A 16,267-nucleotide genomic window follows, 5' to 3' on the forward strand; every position below is an offset into this window, starting at 1 on the left:
TGAAAGAAAATTGCAAAAAACAGGATAGTTGGTATTTCACACATTTATTTACACGCAATTTAAAACCAATAAATTAACATATAAAGCCAAATTATACCGATTATCGAATAATTCTGGTTTTAGTGTTAACAGTAGTTATAATGTGGATGTCAAATTTATAACTTAGCTATTAATCTCTCGCTAATGTATAAATTAGTAACATATATATGCCATAAACGGATATTAATTTAGAGAAGCTCATTACTATTATGTCATTAACGCAATTTTCTGATTCATACATACTCGACAGCTTTGAGTCTTCATATTACGAGTTACTCGATAAAATTGGTGAAGGCGGCTTCGGTAAAGTATTTAAAGCCAAACAAAAAAGCACCGGTCAAATGGTCGCTATCAAATTCCTCGCTATAGAACCGCACTGTGAAGAACAAAAAAAACAAAGATACATTGAGCGATTTAAACGAGAGACATCGCTAAGTAGCCAGTTACAGCACCCTAATATCGTCAGGTTGCTTGACCAGGGACAGGTAAATGACGACTTACTCTATGGGGTATTCGAGTTTGTCGAAGGGCGTTCTTTGCGTGAGCACCTATTATTAGAAGGACCATTTAGTGCACCGGAGGCAACTGACATTATGTCTCAAGTGCTAGATGCACTTATTCACGCTCACAGTAAAGGTATTGTGCATAGGGATATAAAACCAGCCAACATCATGCTAAGCAAAACCGGTGCTAAGCTGCATGCAAAGATTCTTGATTTTGGTATAGGGACGCTCACACACGATAGTCGCCAAGCTGATTTTCGGACTTTAACCCTCACGCAAGAAACGCTGGGTACTCCCTCATATAGCGCACCAGAGCAATTGCGAGGCGAACCTGCTACAACCAAAACTGATTTATACGTTTGGGGCTTAGTCTATTTGGAATGCCTTACCGGCACGCCTGCAATGAATGGTACTAGCGTCGCTTCTATCTATCATAAGCAATTGAGTGACGCCCATATTCCAATGCCTAGCGCTTTACTGGGTCACCCACTTTCCGGGCTCTTACGCCGAGTCTTAAATAAAAATGCCATTGAGCGTGTGATCACAGGAGAGGAAGCGTTTAGTGAACTTAAAGCGATTAATGTTTCAAACTTAGTCGGAAAAATTGCCCAGATCTTTCCCGTTGACACAGCTGATGATGAAACAATCATGATGAGAAACGATCATGATACAGCAGCACCGCTTGGTTACACGGCACTCACCGAACGCAAGCAAATTACGGTGCTTGCTTTGCGTTTCAGCACCTCTTTCACAGACCCTAGAGAACATGACTTAGAAGTCATAGATACACTTTTCAAATCGCAACGTAACTATTGCCTAGATATTGCGACTCGATTCGGAGCATTTCATGTTGGCAGTGTCGCTGACATTTCACTTTTCTATTATGGCCACCCAACAGCGAGTGACAATGATACTAGGCTATGTGCCAGAAGCGCACTAGAAATCACAAGTGAAATATCCAAGCGAAATGCACTGATGAAAGATGCTCATGGTGCTCAACTCAATGTTCACATTGGTTTGCACACAGGCATGTTTGTCACCTATGCAAACTCTACCCCAGAAGGCCATGTCGCTAACGCTGCAATGACTCTCGCTAGAACAGCAAGAGAAAAGCAAATCTTGTGTAGTGGTGAAACCCGCTCAATATTAGACCCTTATAGTGAGTTTGAAGGTTACGTCGAGTTGAAGCTTGGTCAAAGCTACAGACCAGAGCCGGTATTTGAATTAAAAGGCGAGCGACAAGTGGAAGCGTTCGGCTTTATGCGTGGAACACGTAGCAACCATGAAATGGTGGGTAGAGACAAAGAATTATCAGCAGCAGTGTCGATATTGAATGAAAACAATACGAATAAAAAAGCAGTTCATATATACGGAGAAGCAGGGATTGGTAAATCAAGGTTACTTCAAGAAATAAGGTTAAATGCGGCCAAATATCAACATTTAGTTGCACAGTGCTTACCTGAGCACAAGAATAACGCCCTCTACCCTATTTTGACCTTAGTAAAGTACATTTACGATACAAACCATCTAGAAGCAAGAACAGCGAAGGAAATTTTTGCTAAGTTAATTTCAGAACAGGATCGCAATATAGAAATAGAAAACGCTTTATCCGTTTTATTTATCTGGTTAAATATTGACTTGGACAAAAGCATTAAAGCGCCACTATTGTCCCCTGATAGGCAAAAAGAATTACTTTTCAGATCTTTAACTGCACTATTCATGTCCCAGCATAACAGTATAAGTCAAAATAAGCTTTATATCATTGAGGATATCCACTGGGCAGATAATACAACTATTGAATTTATAAGACACTTTTCAAACCACCTAACTCCACAACAAGTAATTTTCAGTACATCGCGTAATATACTTCCAGTCGACTTAATTGAAACATATCACAGCGATATTCACCTTAAGAAGCTTTCCGGCGCAAACACAGCTGTCTTTATTCAAAAATTGTTTAACGATGTACCTGTTTCTAATAACGTTATTGAAGTTTTAATTAACCGTACTGATGGTATACCACTGTTCATAGAAGAGCTTGTTGGGATGTTAAAACAAAAACAGTTAATTACTGTTAAATCTGATGAAGTTAACTTTGAAAGTGCTGATGCCCTCGATCAAATTCCAACTACATTGAGAGATTCACTACAACAAAAACTCGACAGTCTTGTGCACTCTAAAGACACGGCACAACTCGCTGCTGCAATAGGTAGAGAATTTGAATATGGTCTTTTAACTAAAATTTCTTCATTAAGTGAAAACCAAATTCAGAATGACTTAAATGAGTTGATTCGAAATGAATTAATAGTTCAGCAAAGAAGAGTCGACAGCAATACGTATATTTTCAAACACGCACTAGTCAGAGACGCAGCCTATGAGAGTATGCCGCACAATGTAAAAATTCAATACCACGAAAAAATTGCTAACTCTTGCCTACTTGAGAAAGAAAAATACACTTTTCCTGTCATCAGTCATCATTTTTACCAGTCTAACAATATTGAACCTGCGATTAAATATGGCGTCGAGCACTTAAATGAGTTGCTGCAACTTAAAACTTATCACCAAGCCGAAAGTTACATAGATGTTCTTTTATCTTACAACAAGGAAAAAGGTAACGAACGCCTAGAGATCGAAATATACAATGTGGCTTTTAAAGCCCTCTTTTGTATAAATGGATTCATCTCAGACAAAATAGATGCTTTGATGAAAAGGGTTTTTGAAATACAACAAGATTACCCTGAAATTTTGGATGCTGATCACCTTAAAATTGCGTCATGGATCAAGTGGGTTAAATTTCAAGGATTACATATATCTGGGAAAAGAAAAGAAGCTCGAACGTACGGAATAGAAATAATAGAAGGTTTTAAAAAAGAAAATAATCTTGCAATGGAAGCCGCCGTATATTGTCACTTAGGCCAAGTTTATATGGTCGATGGTGACTTAGAGGAGTCCCTCGAACTATATCAACGCGCGATAGATATTGAGGAAGAAATAGGAAGAGATATTCTGCTCAACGATATTGGCATTGATAACACGCCCGTCGCATTCACCCTTTGCGCTTTGAGCCATCTGCATTTAAATCAAATAGACCAAGCAAAAGCAACTGCTCAAAAATCCATAGAGAAAGCGTGTGAGTCGATGAACCCTATTAGCTTAGCCGTTACACACGTCTTTAGTAGCTTAATTTATTCAATGCTCAGAGAACACGAACAGGTCATCGAGATCGGACACAGCTACTATCAGAATTATCATAATGAAGAGCACCCTATTTACTTCAAAAAATACATGGACATCGTATATTTCACGGCAACTAATAACACAGATAAAGCGATTGAGGCGGCACAAGAGCTCTTAGCTTCTGACTATGGGTTTGCTACGGCATGGTACATACCGTATTTGGTTGAAAAGCTTCACCTCAATGACGAAACATTAGCCAATGATTTAATCGATAAGTGTATTCAAAGGACAGAGAGTGAATCCGAAGTTTCTGGCCTGCCTTATGTTTATCTAGCAAAAAGTAAAATATCAAGTGATCTTGAAAGTAAACATTTCTATCGCCAAAAAGCGGAGCAGTTGGCTATTAGCCAATCCGCTTTATTCTTTCTTCAATAAATACTAATTTAAGGATCTAAGAACCAATGAGTAAAGTATTACTTAATTACAGAACAGCATACCTAAGTGCCCTCGCAGAGTCGTGGCGTGACTCTTCTTTTCAAGAACAATTTCTAAACACAAATTTGTTGTCTGAAAAATCTCCATTAAATCGCTTTGGATTTGAACAAAGCCAAACGTGGAAAGCTCTAACGATCAAAGTACAAGAGAAAGTCGACATTAATCACAAAAATGTTGAGTCCAATAGTATCTGGAAACCAGTAACAACAGCTGGCTGGATCGGTAGAAATGATAGAATTCAAATCTTTTTACCTAAGCAATTAGAACATGATAAAGAAGAATTTTCTGCTATTGCTGCTGCAACTTATTACAGATATTTCCCGACATTGATGGGCCTTACAGAGTATAACGAAAAACTTGTTATCGTTGACGATTCAGTTCCTGTAGAAGAAGTTAGAGAGTTAGTGGAGCTTGAGAATTTCATGCTTGGTGGAGCACTGCCTACTGACTTAGGGATCAGTGAAGAAAAGTTTATCGAATTTGGCGGCGTTGTGCTTCGAGTACTTGCGCTGGCGTGGCAAAATCCCGAGTTTCGCGATAAGTTGTATTCAGAACAAAATGATGCCACGAGCATTATTGAAGAATATTTCGGATTTGTTAATCCATGGAATATGGACATTGTCTTTTCTGAGTCAGATAATTTTATTTATAGTGATGATTTCGCTTCATTTAAATCTATTGTCCGTAACGAAATTACACTTTGGTATCCAAATTCACCGCAGAAACATGGCGAAATTAAGAATCTAGTTCAAGACGAACTTTCTTTATTGCCTATCGCACTAACTGACTACAACAGCAATGGCGCTGGCCACCCCTTCACCTGTACATAACTCGAAGAAAAGGGGCTAATCATAGCCCCTTACCGGAGAACTTTTATGATTGTTATTGACTGTGATCGCCACATTATGGAAGAACTTGGTATGTGGCAACAATATTTAAAGCCTGAAACTCTGAATGGCTTTGAAATTCGTTTCGAAACAGATTCGGATGAAAAACGCGCAAAAAGAGTCCGTGATGGATTCGCTGATGTAAGTTTACCACCCATCTATAAAGTTGGAGACTACGATATCCTCAGTAATTGGGGGCTAGAGATGCAAATTGCTACTGCCCTAGTCGGAAGTTCCAGCAGCAGGGAGCGCTCTTTAGCGAAAACGCCAGCTGGTCAAATTGTATCTATGAACGAGACCAATATATCTGTTGCTCTAATCTTTCCAACTTTTACGGGTTATATTGTTAATCATGAAAAAGTTGACCCTGAAACTTCTCTTCAATATGCTCAGGCTTATAATCATTGGCTACAAGATTTTTGCTCATTTGATCAAAGTAGATTAATCCCTGTTGGTATAGTCAGCCGTCACGATACAAGTTCATTAATGCAACAAGTTGAGGAGATCAGTAAAAAAGGTTGGCGAGCCATCACAATAAGACCAGAACCTATTTTAGGAAAAAACCTCAGTCACCCAGACAATGAAGAATTTTGGCAAGCTTGTGAGGACAACAACATTGCGGTCACATTTCATGGAGGTACACATTTACAAGGGCAAACAGTTGGTATAGATAGGTTCACATCTAGGTTTTCATTACATGCATGCTCTCACGTAATGGAAGCACAAATGGCGTTCATTGATTTGTTAGAAGGCGGAGTATTAGAGCGTCACCCTAAACTGCAATTCGTGTTTTTAGAAGCAGGTTGCTCATGGGTTGCAGGTTTGCTTTGGCGTTTAGATAATATTTGTTACAACGAATTCCCAAGCCTTACTGACAGTAATATTAAAATGCTTCCTTCGGAATATTTCAAAAGGCAATGTTGGGTCGCCGTTGAAATTGGAGAGCCAATTGCAGATACACTCAAAGCTATCGGGCATGAAAAGCTTATTTTTGGTAGTGACTTTCCGCATCCAGATCATTTACATTTTGATTTAAAGCAAATAGCTGAAGAACTGCCTGAACTATCGCAAGCTCAGATCAATGATATTTTAGAAACAAATCCAAAAAGGCTGTTCAAGTTATGAGAGACACCATTTTAAGGTGGCAACAAAATTATCATGTGACGAAACTGCCTAACAATAACTTGATAGTTTTAAATGCAGACGGAGAGTTTCTATTTGAAGAGAAATCATTCCCTCTTTTGCATTTGATTGATGGACACAAAACTTGCAGGGAAATTGTTCAACTCGCAAAGTGTGATGAACAAGCAAATCGCTTTCTTTCAATATGTGAGTATTTTCTATCTAATCAGCTTTACATTACGGATTGTACTGGTGATAAAATTCTTGAGAAGCCGAGAACACTAAATAAACTTTCTGAAAATATTTATAGTGACTTAGATATTCCAGCCGATGGAATTGGCTTACCATCAAGCAATATTCAACTCGTTATATCCGATACCCTTATTGCAGCAAACTTTTACGCAAAAAACCTACGGCATCTCAACCCAGATCACCCAGTGTGTTTAATCGCAACTACTGATACAAAATTAATGATCAGCCCAGTTTTATCTACATTTTCAGAGTTAAAAATTTTTGATAATACACTGAAATCCAATAAACCTGTTTTAAAATTATTAGAGGCATACACGGATTCTTGTGTGGCCATGTCTACTGATATCCAGCTGAGTACATCATTAAAAGACAATCATATAAACAGAATAAAAGAGATTCTCTTACCCCATTTAACTGGTCAGGAGCAGCAAAAAGTACTCATAGAGCATACATACAAAGAAGATATCACTAATAAACACTCATACCAGCCCATAACAGCAACAGATATCATTGAACAAGTATATTTGCAATCTCGACCAGTAGCATTTGACAATGATGGCGGATCCCGATGCATTTCTGCTGAACAGACAGTCGAGCGCCTAAGGCCGTTTATTAGCCCTATTGTTGGGCAAATAACCCATATTGAAGCCCTCCCTTCAGCTAATCAAAGCTCGATATCTATTTTTAAAACCGCGTTTTTTAAGAGCCTCCCTGTCAAGGATATTAACAACGTAAACAACAACAGCTTTGTGCAGGTTAGCCTTGGCAAAGGGGTTAGCCAAGCCCAGTCTATGGCCAGTGCTCTATGCGAGAGTATTGAGCGAAAAAATGCACAATTTAGGAATATAATTCCTTCGCTCTTTGCACACAAATCAAGCTTGCCTCACCGAAGTTACAGCTTTCATCAACTTACACCTTATAGCAACCATCAGTATGCAAAGTTCGCTGACTCAGCAGATACTGACTCTAAAAGAGCTCAAGCAGTTATCAAATTTGACGATGAGCATATCAATTGGCAACAAACTTGGTCACTTAGTCAAAACGAACCTGTATACCTCCCTTATGTACTATGCTTTGCGAATACACCATACGAAGAGGATAAATACGGTAAGTGGCACTCCAATGGCTGTGCAGCAGGAAACAACATTGAAGAAGCTATTATGCAAGGGTTGTTTGAGCTTATTGAACGGGATGCAGTTGCTATATGGTGGTACAATCAACTACCACGCCCTAGCTTCGACCTCAGCTCTTTGGATACAAACTATCTTGAGCCACTCCACCAGACTATCTCTGCAAATCACGAGTATTGGGTGCTAGACCTTACAATTGACACAGGCGTTTCTGTCATGGGTGCGATAGGCAAAAATAAGTCGACATCAGGCTGGGTATTTGGGTTTGGTTGCCACATAAAGCCTGAGATGGCTGCACAAAGAGCATTAACGGAATTATGTCAGCTTATCCCTATTAGAGATCAAAATGATGCACCTTTCGACTTTGATGCAATTGAGAAAGAAGACTTTTTGATACCTAATAGCAATTCTAGTGCTGTTTGCCCTAAATTGGAGCCAAGCGGAGACCTAAAGTTAGATGTACTAGCAGTGGTTGAGCAACTTAAAGGTCTAGGTATGGAAACACTCGTATTAGATTACTCCCAAGAGCCTATACCTATAAAAACAGCGAAAGTGTTTGTACCTGGTCTTTGCCATATATGGCCTCAGCTAGACAATCAAAGGCTGTATAGTACGCCGGTTAAACTTGGCTTGCGAGACGAGCCATTAAATGAAAATACAATTAACCAACAAGGTCTATACATCTAAACGCTTTAAGGCACTCGTTTTGCGCACGTGCCTTCTATTCTTATTAATAAACACATTGTCTTAGAAATTGAATCTCACTCAAGCCCCTCAACGGTATTACAACCTAAATCGTGCCACCAGCTGAGCTAAAAACCTTGCTAAGTTAGTCAAAGATTCAGCATCTTTCGCCAACGCTTTTGTCGATGACACATTACAACTCGCCACCTCTTTGGCTTCTAACATCACGGTTTCGATACGCTGGCAATCTTCTTCTTGCAAGTGCGCATATTCAGCCACTTGCTTACTCAAGCCATTAACTTCGACTAATGAATTGCTTATTTGATCAATATCCATCGCCAGCACTTTTATTTGCGCTACACACTCCGATACATCTGCCTGCCCGCTATTAATGACCTCGGCTGCGCGTTTTGTATCACGCTGTAATGACGAAATCATCTTGTTGATCTCTTCCGTTGAATCCTGCGTCCTTGAAGCCAAAGTACGAACTTCGTCTGCAACCACTGCAAACCCCCTTCCCTGTTCACCAGCTCTTGCTGCTTCTATTGCAGCATTTAAGGCAAGTAAATTAGTCTGCTCTGCAATCGAGACGATTGTATCTAATATAGATCCTATGTTAGCGCTGTGTTCACTTAAGCTAGACATGACTTCGACAGCCTGATTCATTTTATTTTCTAGAGATTGAATATGAGATTGATTGTCTACCACCACATTCGAGGCCTGTGCGCCAAACTCATTGGCCTGCGTCAGGCTATCCAAACTTTGCTTCGCACTCAGTGAGACTTGCACAGCGGATTTAGAAACCGCTTGCGCCAAATTCGTCGCATCATCCATGCGTACCATTTGAGATGAGGAGCGCCCTGCTAGTCCATTATTTTCTTGCAATGACTTCTCAGAAAATGCGTTCAACTCACTGATTTTAAGGTTGATGTCGTGAAGAAGGTCACTCAAGCTCGTTTGTACTTTTTTGATGTTATCGACCAAGTTGCCAAATTCATCGTCACTACGTTTTTTAATATCAAGGGAAAAGTCACCAACAGCGAGATAATTCAATACTTTATTAACTGATAACAAGGGTATCAACATTGCCCTGCTAGTCGATGTCGCAATGATAATTGCGAGCCCAACCAGAGTTAAAACCACTATAATACTACCCGTTTTAGCATTCTTGATTAGCTCCTCAGTGGATTGCTGCGACATGGTTAAAGACAGTTTGGTTTTATCTCTCATTTTACTGAGTGAATTAAGCACGCTTTGAGAGTAATTTTCAGCTTCTCGGTACTTCATCACCACTTCTGCTTCAAGCCTCGCCCTCTCATTCAGCAAATCATAGGCTTCACCTGGGTTGATTAACAACTGATTTAGCTCCTCTAACGCTGCACTAAACTCAGAAAACACCCCACCAATATCTACTCCTTGCGATTGACGCTGCAAAAAAACGAAATTATTTTCAATGTCCTTGATGATGAAAGACACATCACTTTTGTGCGATTCTATTTTTTCTTCAGGCAAATTCATAATTTGCTGTATGTTATTGTCTAGGGTGAACAGTGCATCATCAATACGAAACCCCGTCCCTATCATCTCTTCTAATTGCACTTGTGGCGCATTTTCAACTAACTCAATGCTTAACATGGCGTCACTGGCTTTTTGTCTGTTACCTATCAACTTTTGAAGCGTTAAGTTAAGGCTTTTTTGGGTTTCAATCAGCGATAATTTGAGCGACAACATATTATTTACTGCTTGCTCGAGCTTTGACATATTCTTTTCAGTTTTGACTAGCAAGGCTTTTAATTCAGGAGCATGTGCCAATTTTGAGTTTAATTGATTCGTCAGTTCATGCCTTTGCAGTAAAGTGGATTGAATTTGAGAAGAAGCGTTGGTCACTTCATCGTGCATCTGCATATTGAAGGTTTGTGCAACTTGCATTGCCAACCTTAATTCTTGCAACTTGAGCGCTTCTACCGCGTGCTGGCTGGGCAACGTCACTTCACGCACTTGCTTGTTTGAATCGCTGATGTGAGATAGCGCAACATAGGCCAGTGTGCATGCGATGATCAGTAAACCACCAATAGCACCAAAGCCCATGATGATTTTTTGTTTAATTGATAACTGTCTAAGCATAGCCAGACCCAACCTCTACTAACACATAAATCCCTACACCAGCTTGGTTTTATGCTTTGGTGGAAACTATCAAAATTCTATTTAGATAGTTTAGTTAGTAGAGATAAAATCACCAATTTAGGCTTTAAATAGTTTAAAACAGTCGTGAAAATGCCTGTTTATACGTGCTATTTTAACCTGTACGTTATATCCAGACATCATTGGACGCGGTTAATTCACCTCCAGCATCTCCTGTATTAATTACTCCTTTTGGTTCGATAATCAAGATATGGCACTCCCTCATCGACACAGGCTTGTGCTCCTCGCCTTTTTTGACAACGTACATTTCGCCACGGCTTAAATGCTCAACTCTATCTCTAAAATGAATATCTAGCTCCCCTTCTATGACGATAAACACCTCATCCGTATCGTCATGTTGATGCCAAGTAAATTCACCAGAGATTTTCACAAGTTTAAGTTGATAGTCGTTCATTTGCGCCACCACTTTGGGTGACCAATACTCATTAAATAATGACAACTTTTGCGCAAAATTAATTACATTTGAATTCTTCATCACTTACCCCTTTATTGCTTTTCACCAAGAATATGTTGCCAACAACCATGAATCAAATGTACATTTTTCAGATTAATATGAACAACATGCATAATTATGAACTTAAGACAATTTGACCAAAACTTATGGCTTGTTTTAGACGCCTTATACCAAACTCGCAGTGTGTCAGGCGCTTCTGAGTTACTCAACTTAAGCCAGTCAGCTATGAGCCATGCATTAAAACGCCTTAGGCTTGCATTTGATGATCCCTTATTTGTGCGCCAACAAGGTGAGATGAAACCAACAAAAAAAGCACTCATGATCCAGCCGCTTGCTCAGCAAGGTGTCGCATTACTTAACCAAGTAGCCTGTAGTTTAGATAAATTCGATGTCGCAACCTCAGAGCGACAATTCACTATAGCTACCACAGATTTCATAACTAAGCTTTTTGTATACCCTCTGATTGCCAAGCTTTGCGCATCACGCTCCAACATAAAAATTAAAGTGGTTGATTTGGAATCACAGCTGCCTCACGGCGCTTTGGCAAAAAATGAAATCGATCTCGTTTTAACCTTCAACCACGCTGATGACCTTGGCGCCGATATTGAACATAAAATGTTATTGAGCGGCGATTACCGCGTAATTGCACGTAAAAATCATTCACTCATTAACGACGAACTCTCACTTGCTTGTTATTTGCAAGCACACCACATTTTGATCTCACCTTGGGGACAAGAATATGGCAGTTTAGATATTGAATTGAATAAAACTAATGCAAAAAGACACATTGCAGCCATCACGCCCCATCTTATGCAGGCTGTCAGCTTAGTAGCAACTAGTGACTTGATAGCAACGGTTCCAGCGCTCTCTATCTCGCCTAATGATAAGGCGCTAGTTAATATTTATTCTCCACCAATCTCTTTACCACCTTATCGCTTGTATATGGCGTGGCACCGAGCTTTCAATTTAGACACTGGCCTGAATTGGCTAAAAAACACACTTGATGAGATTGCAGCAATTGCAACACAGTCAGACTAAACAATGAAAAACACCATAAAGTTTACATTATAGATACAAAACTGTTGCGCTTGAGATTTTTTTATGACAACTTGAACTTAGGCTAAGCCTTTAAAACAAATAAAAATATAGAGTAGTAAGTTATGACAGGATCTCTCAAACTATCACCAATCGCGCTTGCCCTGTTAGCAAGCACAGCATCTTTCGCGTCACAAGCAGAATCAACAGACACAAAAATCGAAACCATCTCAGTATTAGGGTCAAAAGTTTCAAACCGCACGGCAACTGAATCAACATCACCCATTGATATTCTTGATACTGAGCAGCTTAATAAAGGGGGCTACACTGAGCTTGGGCAAAGCTTACAGTCAATTGCGCCCTCATTTAACTTTAGCAGAACGCAAGTATCAGATGGCTCTGATTTATTCCGCCCGGCAACACTTAGGGGATTACAACCAGACCAAACATTAGTACTTATCAACGGTAAGAGAAGGCACACTCAAGCCATTTTTGGTCTAACGGGAACAGTCGGTGCGGGCGCTGCCGGCACAGATATGAACTCAATTCCAATGATGGCACTTAAAAATGTTGAGATACTGCGAGATGGGGCCGCAGCTCGATATGGCTCTGACGCTATCGCTGGGGTAATTAATTTATCTTTAAATGACACAACCGGCGTGACCACGGGTTTTTTCCAAGGCAGTGCGACCGGCGAAGGTGATGGCGACACGTATGCGTTTGGGTTAAACAGAGGCTTTGATATCGGTAATGAAGGTGGCTTTGTCAACTTCTCTTTAGAATATAGAGATGCCGAAGGCACTAACCGCGCCGAGCGCGATACTGGTGGCTCATCAACAATCCCTGCAGGTGAATTATCCGATACGGTGAGGTGGCGACAAGGCAACTCTGATAGTGAATTCACATCCATCTTCTTTAATGCCGCACTGCCTGTTGGTGACAAGGAGCTTTATTCATTTGGCGGATACTCTAACAGAACAGCATTTGGTAATGGTTTTTACCGTGATTTTAATCGCGCAGAGCGTAACGTTCCTCAAGTATACCCTGACGGCTTTTTACCTCGTATAGATAACGAAGCGGATGACATATCATTTGCCGTTGGCCTTAAAGGAGATATCAATCCAGATTGGAGTTTCGACTTCTCTAATGTATATGGTCAAAACAAGTACGATTACTCGTCGTCGAACACGATTAATGCCTCATATGCAGCTGAGTACTTGGCTAATAACCCCAACGCGAGTGACGAACAGATCAGAGAGAACTCAGGGCCACAAGGTGGGTATTCCGGTGGCTTTAGGTTTGACCAGTGGACAACAAATTTTGACGTAAATGGCGTCATTGAGCGCGGTGATGCAGAGCCAATCTATATTTCAATTGGTGCGGAATATCGTAAAGAAAATTACGAGATTGTACCCGGTGAAGTCGCATCTTACGCATGTGGCGCATCAAATGCTGCGAGCTCATTCCCATCAGTCATGGACTCAAGCGTGTTTGCTGACTGTGGATTCCAAGCTTATCAAGGTTTGAGACCAGATGCCGCTAACAAAGCTGACCGCTCTAGCCACGCAATTTATGTCGAAGCAGAAACGCTACTGAACGAGTATTGGTTAGTCAGTGGTGCACTCAGATACGAAGATGTTTCAGATTCTGGTGACGAAACCATTTGGAAGCTCGCTACACGCTATGAAGTCACTGAAGACTTTGCTGTTAGAGCGGCTGCATCAACAGGGTTTAGGGCACCGTCTTTACAGCAAGCCGGTTATAGTGCATTTACAACAAGTTTAGGTGGTGACGGTTCACTTGCGACTTCTTTCACTGCAACAGCTGGCTCTCCATTCCCAAGTGCTTTAGGTATAGATGGCTTAAAGCTTGAGTCTTCTGACAACTTAAACTTAGGCTTAGCGTGGGACGCCAGTAATGATCTATCCATTACGTTAGACTTCTATCAAATCAAGATTTATGACCGTATCAATTTAGGCAGTTTCATTGGTATTGATAGCGAAGCGCTGACAAACTTCCCAGAAGCCAATGCAGCGCTTAAAGCATCTGGCGCAGTGCAAGCTAATTTCTTCTCTAACTCACTTGATTCAACAACCAAAGGGATTGATTTAATCGCTTCATACTCAACCGAGGTTGCTGCTGGTGAACTGGAAGTCACGTTTGCTGCAAACAAAAATGAAACCACGATTGATAAAATCAATACACCACAAGGCATATCCGAAGACATCGCATTAGATGAGCAAACTCAGTCTTTCCTGACCCACGGACAACCACAAGAACGTGCAACGCTTACTTTTGACTATAAAAAGGATAAGTGGTCATCGCTACTGCGTTTAAATTACTTCGGAAAAACCGAAGTCTCCTACTTTGCGGGTAAACATATTGTACTACCTGACTTCTTATCGCCAACCAATCACTGGCAAGAAAATAGCGTTGTTGAGTCAGCGGTATTAGTTGATGTGAACTTTGGCTATCAAATTAATGACAACTTGGATTTATCAGTCGGTATAGACAACATCTTTGATAAAACACCAAACGAGTTAGGCGAAGATGAGGTACTCAACTTTATCACCAACGGCGCAATGCGTTATCCACTTAGGGCTTTACCATACGGTTTTGATGGGATGACCTACTACGCAAAAATTAATTTTAGCTTTTAAATAATACAGTCCATGTATTGACCGTTTAATCAATACATGGACATTTCATTTTGTTATATATTTCATTCATACTATTTCTCTGATTGAAAAAACGCCATATTCACAAAAAATAATGAGTAAGTTTTTATTTTAAATAAACAACCATGACACAGTGTCTAATACTCAACTATCAACATCTTTACCAATTTAATTCAATTCTGCGGCTTTTCACTTCAATATTTTTCAACTAAAAAATCTAAGCAAATCTGCCTGTTTGACAAAAAAACGTCATTGTTCTTAATATACAAAACGAACAAAACTTAACCAAAAAGTACCTAGTATGACATTTAAGATTATTCCTTTGAGCGTTAAACAAAGGTGTTTAAGTATAATAATACTGCTATTCAGCACATGCTCTGTAAAAGCAACAGATGAAACAAAGCTGATCGAACAGTGGTTGAACCTTGAAAAGCAGAAAAGTGCATTAACTACATTCGTGCAGGCAACAACATCCCCTTCAGCAATACAAGTAAAAAGTCAACCTACGCAATTTGCAGAGATAAATCACTACCTGTTTCAGTTAAGTCTTCATATTAATGACAAAGGCACATTCAGCCATGTCAACCTGCTTCTACAGCAAAAACATATTATAAAAGCCGAGCAAACATATATTCGCTCAAAAGAAATTGAAGCAATAAATTGACAAGCGCTTTTAGGTCGTGCCCAAATTTATATCAACACCGATAAATTAAATACCGCTTTTATGAATTATTCATTGATGAAAAATACGTATATCCATGTCCAATGAATAGCCAAAAAAAGAGACTTACTTATAAATATTATTAATTTTAAAAGTACTAGAAAAGTATAAGGAGAATAAGATGGTTCGTATCACACTCTGGCCTATTTGTATTATATTAATCGCAGGATGTAGCTCGACAAAGTACACATTTGACTACGCCAATTGTAGTTCAGAAGATTGGCAAGCTCTTGGTCATAAAACAGCTATGTCAGGCGAGAATGTTAGGTTTTTTGATGCTGTAAAGCAAACTTGTGGAGATACTCTAAGTCCCGATGCACAAGATAAATTTGTCAATGGTTATAGTTCAGGTTTATTTGAGTATTGTACTTTTGAAACCGGCTATCAAAGTGCGGTCGAAGGTAACTCAAAAGCGAGCATTTGCCCCGTTGAATTACACCAAGCTTATCAAAAAGGGTTTGCACATGGGCAGCGTAAACGTACAGAAATTGAAGAATATATGGCGAGACAAAAAAGAGAGGTATACCGGCATAAACAAAGCCAAATAAGCAAAAAAGCACCAAAACCAAACATGAAGTGAATAAGTGGGTTCCAATGGCTGATGATCAATTTTGATTGGTACTAGCTCAGACTTGATAAGTCAGCTGCCCCTTTACGTAATTGTCAGGCGTGAACTAAATTTTCATATCCTTAAACCACATATTTTTCAAGTAAATACAAGATTCAAGATTTATGTTATTTCTAAATTTTACCACCTCAGCTTTGATTTAGTGAAGCCTCATTAGTTTTCGTAATTTGAATTTTTGAGGCTTATGCACAATTGGAAAAGCACCCCATATCTACTGTGATAAAGATGCAATCATGCAGCTAAAACACAAATTATCTCAC

The 16,267-nt window shown here is 39.7% G+C and carries 10 protein-coding genes; 8 read left to right on the top strand and 2 right to left on the bottom strand.

What is annotated here, in order from left to right:
* Positions 1–248: 248 nt before the first annotated feature.
* Genes AC2CZC_RS18965 through AC2CZC_RS18980 form a run of 4 tightly spaced genes read left to right on the top strand, consistent with a single transcriptional unit; the run spans position 249 to position 8,292 of the window.
* On the top strand, positions 249–4,154 hold the full coding sequence (locus tag AC2CZC_RS18965; RefSeq protein WP_484582996.1) for a TOMM system kinase/cyclase fusion protein: 3,906 nt from the start codon (positions 249–251) through the stop codon (positions 4,152–4,154).
* Positions 4,155–4,180: 26 nt separating this feature from the next.
* Positions 4,181–5,044, top strand: coding sequence for a BMA_0021/BMA_0022 family TOMM bacteriocin (locus tag AC2CZC_RS18970; protein WP_484582997.1), 864 nt, complete (start codon positions 4,181–4,183; stop codon positions 5,042–5,044).
* 45 nt (positions 5,045–5,089) lie between these two features.
* Entirely contained in the window at positions 5,090–6,226 is a 1,137-nt protein-coding gene (locus AC2CZC_RS18975) for an amidohydrolase family protein (RefSeq protein ID WP_484582998.1), read from the top strand.
* A complete protein-coding gene (locus AC2CZC_RS18980) occupies positions 6,223–8,292 on the top strand; it encodes a YcaO-like family protein (RefSeq protein ID WP_484582999.1) in 2,070 nt (689 codons plus the stop codon). The genes AC2CZC_RS18975 and AC2CZC_RS18980 overlap by 4 nt, the downstream gene beginning before the upstream one ends.
* A gap of 96 nt (positions 8,293–8,388) precedes the next feature.
* Here AC2CZC_RS18980 and AC2CZC_RS18985 read toward each other — a convergent pair whose 3' ends face one another.
* Positions 8,389–10,413, bottom strand: coding sequence for a methyl-accepting chemotaxis protein (locus AC2CZC_RS18985; protein ID WP_484583000.1), 2,025 nt, complete (start codon positions 10,411–10,413; stop codon positions 8,389–8,391).
* 184 nt (positions 10,414–10,597) lie between these two features.
* Positions 10,598–10,966, bottom strand: a complete 369-nt coding sequence (locus tag AC2CZC_RS18990; protein WP_484583001.1) for a cupin domain-containing protein — start codon at positions 10,964–10,966, stop codon at positions 10,598–10,600.
* A gap of 96 nt (positions 10,967–11,062) precedes the next feature.
* Here AC2CZC_RS18990 and AC2CZC_RS18995 point away from each other — a divergent pair, with 96 nt between their 5' ends.
* From AC2CZC_RS18995 to AC2CZC_RS19010, 4 genes are all read left to right on the top strand, one after another.
* On the top strand, positions 11,063–11,983 hold the full coding sequence (locus tag AC2CZC_RS18995; protein WP_484583002.1) for a LysR family transcriptional regulator: 921 nt from the start codon (positions 11,063–11,065) through the stop codon (positions 11,981–11,983).
* Between the two features lie 122 nt (positions 11,984–12,105).
* Positions 12,106–14,640, top strand: a complete 2,535-nt coding sequence (locus AC2CZC_RS19000) for a TonB-dependent receptor plug domain-containing protein (protein WP_484583003.1) — start codon at positions 12,106–12,108, stop codon at positions 14,638–14,640.
* A 319-nt stretch (positions 14,641–14,959) separates the two neighbouring features.
* Positions 14,960–15,322: a hypothetical protein gene (locus AC2CZC_RS19005; RefSeq protein WP_484583004.1), complete on the top strand. Its 363-nt coding sequence runs from the start codon at positions 14,960–14,962 to the stop codon at positions 15,320–15,322.
* A 178-nt stretch (positions 15,323–15,500) separates the two neighbouring features.
* On the top strand, positions 15,501–15,959 hold the full coding sequence (locus tag AC2CZC_RS19010; protein WP_484583005.1) for a DUF2799 domain-containing protein: 459 nt from the start codon (positions 15,501–15,503) through the stop codon (positions 15,957–15,959).
* Positions 15,960–16,267: the final 308 nt, after the last annotated feature.

It is taken from the genome of Pseudoalteromonas sp. MMG033 (assembly GCF_057197785.1).